Annotated in this window: 13 protein-coding genes; 8 read left to right on the top strand and 5 right to left on the bottom strand. The window is 60.5% G+C overall.

Annotation, left to right across the window (positions count from 1 at the left end; genetic code table 11):
- Positions 1 to 9 precede the first annotated feature (9 nt).
- Together trkA and AB5Y99_RS17195 are read left to right on the top strand one after the other, a co-directional pair.
- Positions 10 to 1386, top strand: a complete 1377-nt coding sequence (gene trkA / locus AB5Y99_RS17200) for a Trk system potassium transporter TrkA (RefSeq protein ID WP_323893445.1) — start codon at positions 10 to 12, stop codon at positions 1384 to 1386.
- Between the two features lie 96 nt (positions 1387 to 1482).
- Positions 1483 to 2925 (top strand): TrkH family potassium uptake protein, encoded by a 1443-nt coding sequence (locus AB5Y99_RS17195; protein WP_323893448.1) that lies wholly within the window; start codon positions 1483 to 1485, stop codon positions 2923 to 2925.
- 241 nt (positions 2926 to 3166) lie between these two features.
- Here the strand turns inward: AB5Y99_RS17195 and typA are convergent, their stop codons facing one another.
- Complete coding sequence (typA, locus tag AB5Y99_RS17190; protein ID WP_005339679.1) at positions 3167 to 4978, bottom strand: translational GTPase TypA; 1812 nt, start codon at positions 4976 to 4978, stop codon at positions 3167 to 3169.
- Positions 4979 to 5329: 351 nt separating this feature from the next.
- Here typA and glnA point away from each other — a divergent pair, with 351 nt between their 5' ends.
- From glnA to add, 5 genes are all read left to right on the top strand, one after another.
- Positions 5330 to 6739: a glutamate--ammonia ligase gene (gene glnA / locus AB5Y99_RS17185; RefSeq protein ID WP_005339672.1), complete on the top strand. Its 1410-nt coding sequence runs from the start codon at positions 5330 to 5332 to the stop codon at positions 6737 to 6739.
- A 124-nt stretch (positions 6740 to 6863) separates the two neighbouring features.
- A complete protein-coding gene (locus AB5Y99_RS17180; protein ID WP_204481847.1) occupies positions 6864 to 7442 on the top strand; it encodes a DUF4124 domain-containing protein in 579 nt (192 codons plus the stop codon).
- An 86-nt stretch (positions 7443 to 7528) separates the two neighbouring features.
- Complete coding sequence (gene glnL, locus AB5Y99_RS17175) at positions 7529 to 8584, top strand: nitrogen regulation protein NR(II) (protein WP_005341973.1); 1056 nt, start codon at positions 7529 to 7531, stop codon at positions 8582 to 8584.
- Between the two features lie 9 nt (positions 8585 to 8593).
- Positions 8594 to 10012, top strand: coding sequence for a nitrogen regulation protein NR(I) (gene glnG, locus AB5Y99_RS17170; RefSeq protein ID WP_005356200.1), 1419 nt, complete (start codon positions 8594 to 8596; stop codon positions 10010 to 10012).
- Positions 10013 to 10153: 141 nt separating this feature from the next.
- Entirely contained in the window at positions 10154 to 11155 is a 1002-nt protein-coding gene (add, locus tag AB5Y99_RS17165; protein WP_181269829.1) for an adenosine deaminase, read from the top strand.
- 151 nt (positions 11156 to 11306) lie between these two features.
- Here add and rmuC read toward each other — a convergent pair whose 3' ends face one another.
- The gene (gene rmuC / locus AB5Y99_RS17160; RefSeq protein ID WP_368210265.1) at positions 11307 to 12647 is read right to left on the bottom strand and encodes a DNA recombination protein RmuC; all 1341 of its coding nucleotides are present in this window, start codon (positions 12645 to 12647) and stop codon (positions 11307 to 11309) included.
- Positions 12644 to 12859, bottom strand: a complete 216-nt coding sequence (locus tag AB5Y99_RS17155) for a hypothetical protein (RefSeq protein WP_005339659.1) — start codon at positions 12857 to 12859, stop codon at positions 12644 to 12646. The genes rmuC and AB5Y99_RS17155 overlap by 4 nt, the downstream gene beginning before the upstream one ends.
- Positions 12860 to 12999: 140 nt before the next feature.
- On the opposite strand from AB5Y99_RS17155, the gene AB5Y99_RS17150 reads away from it, so the two are divergent.
- Positions 13000 to 13521 carry a ferredoxin-type protein NapF gene (locus AB5Y99_RS17150; protein WP_005339657.1) on the top strand — a complete coding sequence of 174 codons (522 nt, stop codon included), beginning with the start codon at positions 13000 to 13002 and terminating at the stop codon, positions 13519 to 13521.
- Between the two features lie 72 nt (positions 13522 to 13593).
- On the opposite strand, the gene AB5Y99_RS17145 is transcribed toward AB5Y99_RS17150, so the two are convergent.
- Complete coding sequence (locus AB5Y99_RS17145; RefSeq protein WP_005339654.1) at positions 13594 to 14046, bottom strand: Rrf2 family transcriptional regulator; 453 nt, start codon at positions 14044 to 14046, stop codon at positions 13594 to 13596.
- A 344-nt stretch (positions 14047 to 14390) separates the two neighbouring features.
- Entirely contained in the window at positions 14391 to 15230 is an 840-nt protein-coding gene (locus AB5Y99_RS17140; RefSeq protein WP_005339652.1) for a PfkB family carbohydrate kinase, read from the bottom strand.
- Positions 15231 to 15237: the final 7 nt, after the last annotated feature.

Raw genomic sequence — 15237 nt, 5'->3', positions numbered from 1 at the left:
ACGTTCCCTATGAAAATCATCATTTTGGGAGCCGGCCAGGTCGGCGGCACCCTGGCCGAGAACCTGGCTGGGGAGAACAACGACATCACCATCGTCGACACCGACAGCGAACGCCTGCGCGAACTGCAGGACAAGTTTGACCTGCGGGTGGTCAACGGTCACGGCGCCCACCCCAAGGTGCTGCGCGAAGCGGGGGCTCAGGATGCCGACATGCTGGTCGCCGTCACCAACAGTGACGAGACCAACATGATCGCCTGTCAGGTGGCCTACTCCCTGTTCAACACCCCGAACAAGGTGGCGCGGATCCGCTCGCCAGCCTATCTGACCGAACGGGATCGCCTGTTCCTGCCCGAATCGGTGCCGGTGGATCACCTGATCGCGCCGGAGCAGTTGGTGACCGACTATGTGCGTCGCTTGATCGAATACCCGGGCGCCCTGCAAGTAGTTGATTTTGCAGGTGGCCGCGTCGGTCTGGTAGCAGTCAAGGCCTACTACGGTGGCCCGCTGGTGGGCAACGCCCTCTCCACCCTGCGCGAGCATATGCCCAACATCGAGACCCGGGTAGCGGCCATCTTCCGTCAGGGCCGCCCGATCCGCCCGCAAGGCACCACCATCATCGAAGCGGATGACGAGGTCTTCTTCGTGGCGGCGGCGGGCCATATCCGTGCCGTGATGTCGGAGCTGCAGCGCCTCGAGAGCCCCTACCGCCGCATCATGATCGTCGGTGGTGGCAACATCGGCGCAGGCCTAGCCCGCCAGCTGGAGAAGCGCTACAGCGTCAAGCTTATCGAGCGCAACCAGAAGCGGGCGGAGCAGCTCTCCGAACTGCTGGAGAACACCATCGTCTTCTGCGGCGATGCGGCGGATCAGGAGCTGCTGGCCGAGGAGCACATCGACCAGATCGATGTCTTCATCGCAGTGACCAACGAGGATGAGGCCAACATCATGTCGGCCCTGCTCGCCAAGAAGATGGGGGCCAAGAAGACCATGGTGCTGATCCAGCGCGGCGCCTACGTCGATCTGGTGCAGGGTGGCTCTATCGATATCGCCATCTCGCCCCAGCAGGCCACCATCTCGGCCCTGCTGACACACGTGCGCCGGGCCGATATCGCCAACGTCTACAGCCTGCGCCGCGGCGCGGCCGAGGCGATCGAGGCGATTGCCCACGGTGACGAGAACACCTCCAAGGTGGTCGGCAAGACGGTGGGCGAGCTCAAGCTGCCGCCGGGCACCACCATAGGTGCCGTAGTGCGCGGAGATGAGGTGCTGATCGCTCACGATCGCACCAAGATCCTGCAGGATGACCACGTGGTCATGTTCCTGGTGGACAAGAAGTACATCCCGGAAGTGGAGCGGCTGTTCCAGCCAAGCCCCTTCTTCCTGTAACGTCTTCATGCGCACAGGCTGTCAAACCAGACCCGGTTCAGCTCCCCCAAGGGGATGGTCCGGGTCTTTTGTTAATCAACGACCAGGTTATCGAACATGATCAAGCTGCGTCCCATTATCTTCACCCTCGGGCTGGTGCTCTCCAAGCTGGCGCTCTTCATGTGGCTGCCCACCTTGCTGGCACTGCTCACCGGGTCAGAGGGATTTGTCGAGTTTCTCAAGTCCGTGCTGATCACCCACGGCGCCGCCCTGCTCTGCCTCCACTATGGTCGCAAGGCGGTGTTTCATCTGGGGGTGCGGGAGATGTTCCTGCTCACCACCTCGGTCTGGGTGGTGGCCTGCGCCTTCGGCGCCCTGCCTTTTGTTTTCATCACCCACATCAACTTTACCGACGCCTACTTCGAGACCATGTCGGGGGTAACGACCACGGGCTCCACCGTTCTCTCCGGCCTCGACAACATGGCCCACAGCATCCTGTTGTGGCGATCCATCCTGCAGTGGCTGGGCGGGGTCGGCTTTATCGTGATGGCGGTAGCCGTGCTGCCCTACCTCAACGTTGGCGGCATGAAGCTGTTCCAGACCGAGAGCTCGGACTGGTCAGACAAAAGCGCCCCGCGGGCCAAGACGGTGGCCAACAACATCGTCGTGGTCTATCTGGTGCTTTCCATGCTCTGCTTCATGGCCTACTGGGCCAGCGGCATGAACATGTTCGAGGCGATCAACCACGCCATGACAACTCTCAGTACCGGCGGCTACTCCACCTCCGATCAATCCATGTCCCACTTCTCCAACTCGGCACACTGGATTGGCACCCTGTTCATGTTCCTCGGCGGCCTGCCCTTCCTGCTCTATGTGCAAAGCCTCAACCACAGGGACTACAGCCTGTTCAAGGATGCCCAGGTGCGCGGCTTCTTCTGGCTGGTGGTGTGGGTCACCGTCATCATGACCTTCTATCTGTGGGAGAGAGACCTGTTCGGCTTCTGGGATGCCCTGCGCATCAGCTGCTTCAACATCGTCTCGGTGCTCACCACCACCGGCTACGGCCTTGGTGACTTCGGCACCTGGGGGCCGCTCGCCAGCATCGTCTTCATCGTGCTGCTGGCTCTTGGGGCCTGCTCCGGCTCCACTGCGGGCGGCCTCAAGATCTTCCGGGTACAGGTGGCGTTTGCCCTGTTCAGAAAGCAGATGCGCCAGCTGATGCACCCCTCTGCCGTATTCCCCCAGAAGTACAACGGCCGGACGGTCAATGACGCCATCATCCGCTCGATGATCTCCTTCGTACTGGCCTACTTCGCCATCATTCTGGTGATAGCTGCACTGTTGGGCGCCATCGGGCTTGACCCCCTGACAGCCATATCCAGCTCCATCACCGCCGTTGCCAACGTTGGCCCGGGCATGGGCCCGGTGGTCGGCCCCAGCACCAACTTTGCCAGCCTGCCGGAATCGGCCAAATGGCTGTTGTCATTCGGCATGCTGCTGGGACGACTGGAGATCCTGACGGTCGCCGTGCTCTTCTTCCCCTCCTTCTGGCGCCAGTAATCCCTCACTGCAAGCCAGCAAAAAGCCGCAGCGGCCACCCGCTGCGGCTTTTTTATCTCACCCATCCCCACGACCTTCGCTCAACGCTCATCAGCCCCATTACCGGATAGCCTGAACGAGCTCATCAGGATGGCCATAGCGGATCACAAGCATAAAAAAACGGACCCAAACCAGAGGTTTGGGTCCGTTTATCAGTGAACCGTCAGCGGCCGCAAGGGCTGCCGAGACTCAGCGCATGGCATTAACCACGGCCAGAGCGCTTGCGATCCAGCTCGGTCAGCAATTTCTTGCGGATACGGATGTTCTTCGGAGTCACTTCTACCAGTTCGTCGTTATCGATGAACTCGAGAGCCTGTTCCAGAGTCATGCGGATCGGCGGAGTCAGCACTTGAGCTTCGTCGGTACCGGAGGCACGCATGTTGGTCAGCTGTTTGCCTTTCAGACAGTTAACAGTCAGGTCGTTGGAACGGGAGTGAATACCGATCACCTGGCCTTCGTACACTTCAGTCGCGTGACCGATGAACAGACGACCACGGTCTTGCAGACCGAACAGGGCGTAAGTCAGTGCTTTACCGGTAGCGTTGGAGATCAGCACACCATTCTGACGCTCGCCGATGCTGCCACCCTTGTGCGGACCGTAGTGGTCGAAGGTGTGGTACAGCAGACCGGTACCTGAGGTCATGGTCATGAATTCGGTCTGGAAACCGATCAGGCCACGGCTCGGGATCATGAAGTCCAGACGGACACGACCCTTGCCATCCGGGGTCATGTTGGTCATTTCGCCTTTACGCAGACCCAGTTGCTCCATCACGGAACCCTGGTGCGCTTCTTCAACGTCCACAGTTACGGTTTCGAACGGTTCTTGCAGAACGCCATCAACGGTACGCAGGATTACTTCCGGACGGGACACAGCCAGTTCGTAACCTTCGCGACGCATGTTTTCGATCAGGATGGAGAGGTGCAGCTCACCACGACCGGATACACGGAACTTGTCCGGATCATCAGTCTCTTCAACGCGCAGGGCCACGTTGTGGACCAGCTCCTGGTTCAGACGCTCCAGAATGTTACGGGAGGTCACGAACTTGCCCTCTTTACCGGCGAACGGTGAGGTGTTGACCTGGAAGGTCATGTTCACGGTCGGCTCGTCAACAGAGAGCGGCGGCAGGGCTTCAACGGCACCGTTGTCACAGATGGTGTCGGAGATTTTCAGCTCGCCCAGACCGGTGATAGCGATGATGTCACCCGCTTGCGCGTCGGTAACTTCAGTACGGGACAGACCCAGGTAACCCAGCACCTGACCGACTTTACCGTTACGGGTCTTGCCGTCAGCACCAACGATGGTGACTTGCTGGTTGGTCTTGACGCGACCACGGGTGATACGGCCGATACCGATAACGCCCACGTAGGAGTTGTAGTCCAGCTGGGAGATCTGCATCTGGAAACCACCTTCGGCATCAGCCTTCGGCGCTTCAACGTTGTCAACGATAGCCTGGAACAGCGGCTCCATGTTTTCGGACTCGACGTCCTGATCCATGGTGGCCCAACCGTTCAGTGCAGAGGCGTAAACAACTTTGAAATCCAGCTGTTCGTCAGTCGCGCCCAGGTTGTCGAACAGGTCGAATACCTGATCCATTACCCAGTCAGGACGAGCACCCGGACGGTCAACCTTGTTGATGACCACGATCGGCTTCAGACCCTGAGCGAACGCTTTCTGGGTCACGAAACGGGTTTGCGGCATCGGGCCGTCTACGGCGTCAACCAGCAGCAGCACGGAGTCAACCATGGACAGTACGCGCTCTACTTCACCACCGAAGTCGGCGTGACCCGGGGTATCAACGATGTTGATGCGGTAGTCATTCCAGCGGATCGCAGTGTTCTTGGCGAGAATGGTGATGCCACGTTCCCGTTCCAGATCATTGGAGTCCATGATCCGTTCCTGGCCTTCCGTGGAGCGGTCCAGGGTGCCGGACTGCTGCAGCAGCTTATCAACCAGAGTCGTTTTGCCGTGGTCAACGTGCGCAATAATCGCAATATTGCGTAAATTCTCTAACATTCTCGCCTCAATCACCGGGTAAAATTGGGCGCTAATTGTACTCTTGCCTTTGTGATCTGCCTAGCAGAATTGCAGTACATTCGCGCATAACAACAGATCTGGATCATAGACCTCTCTGACAAACCCTGCTTAGATGGGCAGTGACCGTATTTCGCGCACCATTACAGTGCACCAAAACGATCCACCATCGCACTAAATTGATGCAACGCGAGTCGAGATCGCCTGATTTTGGGGAGCCTCTTCAGCGAGATTGCCCTGAAATCAAGCTGTCACAAACTTGGCACGATACTGGCTTATGTGAATACGACGACGCATTCACCCAGAGAGTTTTAACACCGGAGGTTACTTAGCATGTCAGCCCAGAACGTTTTGGCCCTGATCCAGGAACACGAAGTCAAGTTTGTTGATCTGCGCTTTACCGACACCAAGGGTAAAGAGCAGCATGTATCCATCCCTGCTCACCAGGTTGATGAAGATTTCTTCGAAGACGGCAAGATGTTCGATGGTTCCTCCATCGGCGGCTGGAAGGGCATCAACGAATCCGACATGGTACTGATGCCGGACGCAGCCTCCGCCAAGCTGGACCCGTTCACCGAAGAGACCACTCTGAACATCGTTTGTGACGTGCTGGAGCCTGCCACCATGCAGGGCTACGATCGCGATCCGCGCTCCATCGCCAAACGTGCAGAAGATTTCCTGAAGTCCAGCGGCATCGCTGACACCGTGCTGTTCGGGCCGGAGCCGGAATTCTTCATGTTCGACAACATTACCTTCTCCAACACCATGGGCCACAGCTTCGTGAAAATCGAATCTGAAGAAGCCGCATGGAACTCCGGCACTGCCTATGAGCATGGCAACAAGGGTCACCGTCCGTTCGTGAAAGGCGGTTACTTCCCGGTTGCACCGGTCGACTCCTCCCAGGATATCCGCGCCGCCATGTGTCTGGTGCTGGAAGAGATGGGCCAGGTCGTTGAAGCTCACCACCACGAAGTGGCCACTGCCGGTCAGAACGAAATCGCAACCCGCTTCAACACTCTTACGCTGAAAGCTGACGAAGTGCAGGTACTGAAGTACGTGATCCACAACGTGGCCCACGCCTACAACAAGACCGTTACCTTCATGCCGAAACCCATGTTCGGTGACAACGGCTCCGGCATGCACTGCCACCAGTCTCTGGCCAAGAACGGCGTCAACCTGTTCGCTGGTGACCTGTATGGCGGTCTGTCCGAGATGGCTCTGCACTACATCGGCGGTATCATCAAGCACGCCAAGGCCATCAACGCCTTCGCCAACCCGACCACCAACTCCTACAAGCGTCTGGTTCCGGGTTATGAAGCACCGGTCATGCTGGCCTACTCTGCCCGCAACCGCTCTGCCTCCATCCGTATCCCGGTGGTACCGAGCCCGAAAGCCCGTCGTATCGAAGTGCGCTTCCCGGATCCGGCTGCCAACCCCTACCTGGCCTTCGCAGCCCAGCTGATGGCCGGTCTGGACGGTATCATCAACAAGATCCATCCGGGCGATGCCATGGACAAGAACTTGTACGACCTGCCGCCGGAAGAAGCCGCAGAAGTGCCGACCGTTGCCGGTTCTCTGGACGAAGCCCTGGCCGCTCTGGATGCTGATCGCGAGTTCCTGACCCGTGGCGGCGTGTTCAGCGATGACTTCATCAACTCCTATCTGGAACTGAAACAGCAGGATGTTGACCGTGTGCGCATGACTCCGCACCCGCTGGAGTTCGAACTGTACTACTCCGTCTAATCCGTCTAAGTCTCAGCAGACTATCCGTTTAAATCTGGTCAGCTTGCTTAATCGTGACAAAACCCGCCATCTGGCGGGTTTTTTCTCTGATAGGATTAAGCAAAATACCGTCAAGGAGAGATGGATGAACAACAAGCATGGCATAGGGGTACTCAGCCTCCTGTTGCTGACCTCGTTCTCTGCGGACGCGGCCAAGGTCTACTCCTGGGTCGATGGCAATGGCATCACCCACTACTCGGATGCGCCCCCCCCCGGAAAAAACGCCAAAGAGGTCGATCTGCGGGTCGCCCCGCTGCTGGGCAGCAGCGCGCCCAGATCGGTGCAGGTGGATAACTTCAACAGCCTGACCGGCGCCGATGCCAAGAAAGAGAAAGAGGCGGCCAAGCTGACCATCGAACTGCTCTCCCCGGAACAGGGCAGCACCCTGCGCGACAACACAGGCAACATCGTCTTTCAGGGCACCATCAGCCCCAAACCTCCGACCCAGTATGATGTGCGCCTGACCCTGGATGGCAAAGCTGCCCCCATCGTCAGCAACAGTCTCTCTGTCCGCGTCGAAAACGTCGATCGCGGCGCCCACGAGGCTCAACTCGAGCTGCTCGCCAAAGACGGTACGATCCTTGCTAAATCCAGTGCAGTCACCTTTTACCTGCATAGAGCGAGCGTGACGCCGGCTCCCAAACCCACCCCCAAAGCCGACTAGGGGTGATATAGCGCACCGATGCGGGTAAACTCTATGCACCATATCGGTGCATAACAGGTGTGTAGCACCGTTTTAGGGAGAAACCTGTGCCAACCCGCTCGGATAACGCCAAAACACTCTTGGATAATTTGCTGACCGCCGTGATCCTGATGGATGAGCGGCTCTGCATCCAGTTCGTCAACCCGGCGGCTGAACAGCTGCTCTCCCTCAGTGAACGCAGGCTGATCGGCATCGAACTGCCCCATCTGCTGGAACATATCTCCCTCGATTTGCAGCGGCTCAAGCAGTGCCTCGTGTCAGGGCAAGGCTTTACCGATAGCGAAGTGACTCTGGTGGTAGAGGGAGAACCGCGACTGGTGGAACTGAGCGCGACCCCGATGGCCGACCACGAACAACGTCTGTTGGTAGTGGAGCTGCGCAAGATCGACCAGCAGAAGAAGATCAGCCAGGAACAGCAGCAACATGCCCAGCAGCTGGCGGCCAAGGAGCTGGTGCGCGGGCTGGCCCACGAAATCAAGAATCCCCTCGGCGGCCTGCGCGGCGCGGCGCAGTTGCTGCAAAAAGAGCTGCCGGATCCGGCGCTGCGCGAATATACCGGCATCATCATCGAACAGGCTGACAGGCTGCGGGTACTGGTCGATCGGCTGCTCGGCCCCCAGCGCCCCGGCCGCCACCAGATGCACAATGTCCATTCGGTGCTGGAGCAGGTACGCCGACTGGTAGAGCTGGAGCTGCCGCCCACTGTTCGCATCGAGCGGGATTACGATCCCAGCATCCCCGAATTCGAGATGGAGCCGGATCAGCTGCAGCAGGCGTTTCTCAACATAGTGCGCAACGCCGCCGAAGCACTGGGCGATCAGACCGGGCTTATCCGTATCAAAACCCGCACTGCATTCCAGATCACCATCCACGGCCAGCGCTACCGGCTGGCAGCGGAGATCAAGATCATCGACAACGGCCCCGGCATTCCCGATGCCATTCGCGACACCCTGTTCTATCCCATGATCACCGGCAAGGAGGGGGGAACCGGGCTCGGCCTCTCCATCGCCCAGAACCTGATCGACCAGCACAAGGGGCGAATTGACTGCATCAGCTGGCCGGGTCACACCGAATTCACCATTTTTCTACCGCTTCGCAAGTAAGGGAACCCCATGACCGCCAAAGTGTGGATCGTCGATGACGACAGTTCTATCCGCTGGGTGCTGGAGCGCACTCTCGGCAGCGAAGGCTTCAACTGCGAGAGCTTTGCCGATGGCGAAGCCCTGCTGCACGCCCTTGAGCTGCGCTCGCCCGATGTGATCCTCTCCGATATCCGGATGCCGGGCATCGACGGCCTGAGCCTGCTGGAGCAGATCCACCGCCGTCAGGCCGATCTGCCCATCATCATCATGACCGCCCACTCGGATCTCGACAGCGCGGTCAACGCCTACCAGCGCGGCGCCTTCGAGTACTTGCCCAAACCGTTCGATATCGACGAAGCAGTGACCCTGGTGCGCCGCGCCGAGAATCACCTCAAGGAGCAGCGCACCAAGCGCAAGTCTCGCCAGCAAGAGGCTACAGCCACCCCGGAGATCATCGGTGAAGCACCAGCGATGCAGGAGGTGTTCCGTGCCATCGGCCGCCTGTCGCGCTCCAGCATCTCGGTACTGATCAACGGCCAGAGCGGTACCGGCAAGGAGCTGGTCGCCCATGCGCTGCACAAGCACAGCCCGCGCGCCCACAAGAACTTTATCGCCCTCAACATGGCTGCCATCCCCAAAGATCTCATCGAATCCGAGCTGTTCGGTCACGAGAAGGGGGCCTTTACCGGCGCCAACAACATCCGCCACGGCCGCTTCGAGCAGGCCGACGGCGGCACCCTGTTTCTCGACGAGATCGGCGACATGCCGCTGGATGTGCAGACCCGGCTGCTGCGGGTATTGGCCGATGGCCAGTTCTACCGGGTCGGTGGCCACCAGCCGGTGCAGGTGGATGTACGGATCATCGCCGCCACCCACCAGAATCTGGAGAAACGGGTCGCCGATGGCGAGTTTCGCGAGGATCTGTTCCACCGCCTCAACGTCATCCGCATCCACATCCCCGCCCTCAAGGAGCGCCGTGAGGATATCCCCCAGCTGGCCCGTCACTTCCTGCTGCGCGCAGCCAAAGAGCTGAACGTCGAGGCCAAGAGCCTGCACCCGGATACCCAGGCCTATATCAGCCGCCTGCCCTGGCCGGGCAACGTGCGCCAGCTGGAGAACGTCTGCCGCTGGCTTACCGTGATGGCCTCCGGGCAAGAAGTGCTGGTCGGCGACCTGCCTGCCGAGCTGCTCACCCCCATCACCCACAACGCCGAACCGGGCCAACCGGCGATGCCCGGTTGCTGGCAACAGCAATTGCAAGAGTGGGTGGCCAGCAAGCTGGCGCTGGGAGAGACAGACATCCTGGCCGATGCCATGCCCCAGTTCGAGCGGATCATGCTGGAGACGGCGCTGGAACACACCCACGGCCACAAGCAGGAGGCGGCACGTCTGCTTGGCTGGGGTCGCAACACCCTCACCCGCAAGCTGAAGGAACTCGATCTCTCCTGAGTCCCGGGGAAAAACGATTCCCATCACGCCCTGACAAATCACCGCCCGCCAGAACCCCGTTTAACCATAAACGGGGTATCTTTTTTGAAAGCCCCGCCTAGAATGGCAGGCTTTCAAACCTGACTCGACGAGGGCGCCCCCATGATTGACAGATCTCTCCCCCTGACCGACCTGCACCGCCATCTGGACGGCAACATCCGCCCGCAAACCATCCTCGAGCTGGGTCGCCAACACAATATCCCGCTGCCCGCCTTCGAGCTGGAGGCGCTGCGCCCCCACGTACAGATTGTCGAGAACGAGCCGAGCCTGGTCGCCTTCCTGAAGAAGCTGGACTGGGGTGTGGCCGTGCTGGCCGACTATGATGCCTGCCGCCGGGTCGCCTACGAGAACGTGGAAGATCTGCTGCGCGCCGGTATCGACTATGCCGAACTGCGCTTCAGCCCGGCCTATATGGCGATGGCACACAAGCTGCACCCGCAGGGTGTGGTGGAAGCCATCATCGACGGCGTGGCCGCGGGCAGCCGCGACTTCGGCATCAAGACCAACCTGATCGGCATCATGAGCCGCACCTTCGGCACCAAGCAGTGCAATCAGGAGCTGGCCGCCTGTCTGGCCCACCGCGACAAGCTGGTCGCCATCGATCTGGCCGGTGACGAGCTGGGCTTCCCGGGCGAACTCTTTGTCGACCACTTCCGCAAGGTGCGCGATGCAGGCATGCACGTCACCGTACACGCCGGTGAAGCCGCCGGCCCCGAGAGCATGTGGCAAGCCATTCGCGAGCTGGGCGCCGAGCGTATCGGCCACGGTGTCAAAGCGATTCAGGATCCGGCCCTGATGGCCTATCTGGCCGAGCACCGCATCGGCATCGAATCCTGCCTCACCTCCAACGTCCAGACCACCACGGTGGCGAGCCTGACCGAACACCCGATCCGCCAGTTCCTGGCCGCTGGCGTGCTGGCCTGCCTCAACACCGACGATCCGGCGGTGGAAGGGATCGACTTGCCGCACGAATATGAGGTGGCCGCTCCGGCCGCTGGCATGACCGCCAGCGAAATCCGCACCGCCCAGCAGAACGGCCTGACCCTGGCCTTCCTGAGCGATAGCGAGAAAGCCGAACTGAGCGCCCGCGCAGCCAGCCGCTGATCCACAACGGCACTGCAAATAAAAACGGCTCACTTCGGTGGGCCGTTTGCTTTGCGGATTTCTGATGATGGGTAAGCACTGGGCCAGCTGGCAGATAGCAAAAGGCCCAAACCGGGTTTGGGCCTTTTGCTGATGGCTGTAAGGGGAAAAACTACTCCAGCTCCTTGTCGCGCTCCAGCGCCCGTTCCACTAGCGGCTCGGGCAGGCTCTTGGTCACCTCCACCCCCAACTCGCGGAAACGCTCGACCTGCGCAATCAGGTTGCCACGGCCGTTGACCAGCCGTCCCATCGCCTTGTCGTAGCTCTCCTGCGCCTTGTGCAGGCTGCCGCCCATCTGCTGCATCTCCTCGACAAACAGCCGCAGCTTTTCGTAGAGGCGACCGGCCCGTTCGGCAATCTGGCGGGCATTCTGGTTCTGCCGCTCGTAGCGCCACAGGTTCTCGATGGTGCGCAGCGCCACCATGAGATTGGTGGGGCTCACCAGCAGGATGTTGTTGTCGAGACCGTAACGCACTAGCGAGGGATCGGCCTCCATCGCGGTGAGGAAGGCGGGCTCCACCGCCACGAACATCAGCACATAGTCGAGGGTGCGCACCCCGGGCAGCTGCTGGTAATCCTTGCGGCCCAGCTCGCGGATATGGTTGCGCACCGAGGCGACGTGCTCCTTGAGCGCCACCGCCTTCTCCAGCTCGTCATCGGCGTTGTACCAGCGCTCGTAGGCGGTCAGCGACACCTTGGCGTCGATGATGATGTCCTTCTCCTGCGGCAGGTGGACAATCACGTCGGGCTGGTAGCGCTTGCCCTTCTCCACCTCAATATTGACCTGGGTGTGGTACTCGTGGCCCTCGCGCAGGCCGCATTCGCTGAGGATCCGTGCCAGCACCACTTCACCCCAGTTGCCCTGCTGCTTGCTGTCACCCTTGAGGGCGCGGGTTAGCGCTGCCGCCTCCTCGGTCATGCGGGCATTGAGCTCGGCGAGGCGCTCCAGTTCGAACTTGAGGCTGTGGCGCTGGGCCGTCTCCTGGGCGTGGGTCTCGCCTACCTGACGACGAAAGCCCTCGAGCTGCTCTTTTAGCGGGGTGAGCAGCAGATCGAGGCTGTTCTGGTTCAATTCGCGGAAGTTGCCGGAGTTTTGCTCGAAGATCCGGTTGGCGAGGTTCTCGAACTGCTGGCTGAGGCGCTGCTCCGCCTCCTGTTGCAGTTGCAGCTTCTCAGCGGCGGCCAACCGTTCGCTGCGCAGGGTCGCTTCCGCATCCTTGAGGCGGGCGGTGAGCTTGATGAGCAGGGTCTGCTGCTGATCCAGCTTCTGCTGGCCCTGCATCCGCTCATCCTGCAACTCGTCGAAGCGATCCTGCAGCGCCTGATAACGCTCCTGCGCCAGCATCAGCTCCTGAGCCTGCGCCGTGGCGGCCCGCCGCCCGATCAGCCAGCCCAGTCCGAGGGCCAGCACGGCGGCAGGCAGCAAGATCCCCCAGAGCCCGGGGTCGATCATTTGCGGCTCCGCTGACGCAGGAAGAGTTCGAGATAGCGGTTAACCAGGATCCAGAGCACCACGTAGATGAGGTAGGCGGCCAGCACCACCCACTTGTGGGTGTTGACGCCGGTATCGAGCTCGGCGAACTCGATATCCTTGATGCGGCAGTAGGCCCACATCAGCAGGGGAAAGACATAGAGCAGGGACGCACGCCAGAGAAATAGCCACATATGATTTCATTCAACCACGTAAAAAGACCCGCCTAGCTTACACAAGGGCAACTGAGCTTGCGATCCTGACGGCCGCTATTCTCTGGCCTGCTTCCCGAAACTTCGATAAAATTAACCCCTAATAGGTATCAGGGGCGAGCATGACTCACTATTTCCTCCGTTGGCTGACACAAGGTTGGCAAGCTTCCCGCAAGCCCGCCGTGGTTTGCCATGAAGCGCGCCCGCCATGGGCCATCGAGGAGTCCCAGTACCTCTCCCTCTGCACCCGCTGTGGCGAGTGTTTCAAGGCCTGCCCGCGCGGTCTGCTCAAACCGGCCACCCAGGAGGAGTACGAGGGGAGCCCCATCGCCGGTACCCCGGTACTCGATCTCGCCTGCGGCCAGTGCAGCTACTGTGGCAGCTGCGCCAGAGCCTGTCCCACCGGCGCCCTCGACCTGCAACTGGGCCGTCAGGTGCAGACCCGGGTGCAGATTGAAGAGAGCTGTCAGGCTCGGCAGGGCTTCTACTGCCTGCTCTGTGAAGATGCCTGCCCACAACAAGCGATCAAGGCCACCGCCGACGGCATCAACGTCAATATGGATGCCTGCAATGGCTGCGGTGCCTGTGGCCTCGCCTGCCTGCACGGCGCCATCACCCTGATCCGCCAGCCAGGCAGTCGTTAAAAACCACCTGCGTACAAAAGCAAAAGGGGCCATCAGGCCCCTTTCACATCTTGTTCGATATTCCACGCCCCGTCAGGCCATGGTCACAATAGTCTCTTGCTCGATACCCAGCAGGTGGCAGAGACGATTGGGATCGCGCACCGCATCAGCCAGAGTGTACTCACCCAGCACTTCGAGGAAGGCGTTCATGGCGCGGCGCAGAATGCCCTGAATACGGCAGCCACCGGAGAGACGGCAGTTCTCGCGCTTGCAATCGACCGGACAGAGCACATGCTCCATGTCCATCACCACATCCCGCAAATTGATGGAGACCGCCGAGCGACCGAGGCGGATGCCACCGTGCTTGCCGCGCACCGTCTCGATGTACCCCTTGATGCCAAGCTGGTGCACAATTTTGACCACGTGGTTGCGAGAGATGCCGAAGGTATCGGCCACTTCGGTAATGGTCGACAGACGATCCCCCGGCTGAACCGCCAGGAAGGTCAGGGTACGCAGGGCGTAGTCGGTAAATCGTGTCAGTTGCATGGTCGCACTTGCCTCTTACTACAAGCCAGGAATCAGGACGACAACATTGAGCTAAGAGGCAGGAGACAACCGGTTTGCCTCTGTTTGCCCATTGGTTCGCCAGAGGGGGCCTGTCTCTTAATCTGAGTTGCGGAGTGACAGGTTAAGAGCAGCACAACCGGGTGTCGATGAAGATGCACATAAATCGACACTTTCTTTGATTGATCGCAAACTTGCCGGGTTAGCCCGGCGTTTGCCCGCTTTATGGCGGGTAAATCTCCCGAATAGTCCCCTTAGCCAAGCCCCTTCGACCAGCAGCCATATGGCCCGCGAACCGCTCCTCAATCGACCGTCAAAGAGATGGTTCAGTGGGGCTGTTTCAGCCAGTTTTTCAGCGCGACCGAGGGAATGGAGCTCTCGGAGGCGACGGCAAACGCCCCCCAGTCCACCGCGCACTGCAACGCATCCTTGATCGCCATGCCCCGCGCCAGACCATGGATCAATCCGCCGGCGAAAGCATCCCCAGCCCCCGTAGTATCGACCACCGAGACCGGCCGAGCGGCGACCCGGATCTGCTCGTCACCATGGATGGCCACCGCCCCCGCCTTGCCCTCAGTCAACACCAGCCATTCGAGCTGCTCCCCCGCCAGCTGGCGGGCATGCTGCCAGGGGTCGCTCACCTCGCCGAGATCGGAGCGGGAGGCTACCAGCACATGGCAGGGACGGCGCGCTTGGCCGCCCTTGGGATACTGGGCTACCACGAAGCTCTTGCCGAGCATCTGGCGCATGTAACTGATGATGGCGGTACCGGGATAGTTCACATAGAGGCAATCCACCCCCTCCAGCGGCAGATCGCCGGGCAGGTCGGGACGCCGCGGGCGGCGCAGTATGGTGCGCTCGCCAGTGGAGTCCACCAGGATCAGCAGCTCGCCGGTCTCGCCGCCAAAGCGTTCCACATGGCTGCAATCCAGCCCGTAACCGGCCGCCTGCTCCAGCAGCCAGTCGCCGGTCTCGTCCAGCCCGATACGGGAGGCGATAGTCACCTCGTGACCCGCCCACACCAGCCCGATGCCGGTGTTGGCAGCGCCACCGCCGAGCCTGCGCCCCTGATCCACATATTGCAGCCGGGCCCCCGCCACCAGCGGTTCGGAGAGGGAGAGCACATGATCACAGTTGAGATTGGCAAGCAGCAGAATGCGGGACATAGAGACC

The organism is Aeromonas sp. R4-2, assembly GCF_040908295.1.
GTDB classification, from domain to species: domain Bacteria; phylum Pseudomonadota; class Gammaproteobacteria; order Enterobacterales; family Aeromonadaceae; genus Aeromonas; species Aeromonas veronii.
This window is presented reverse-complemented; position numbering and strand designations above follow the sequence as displayed.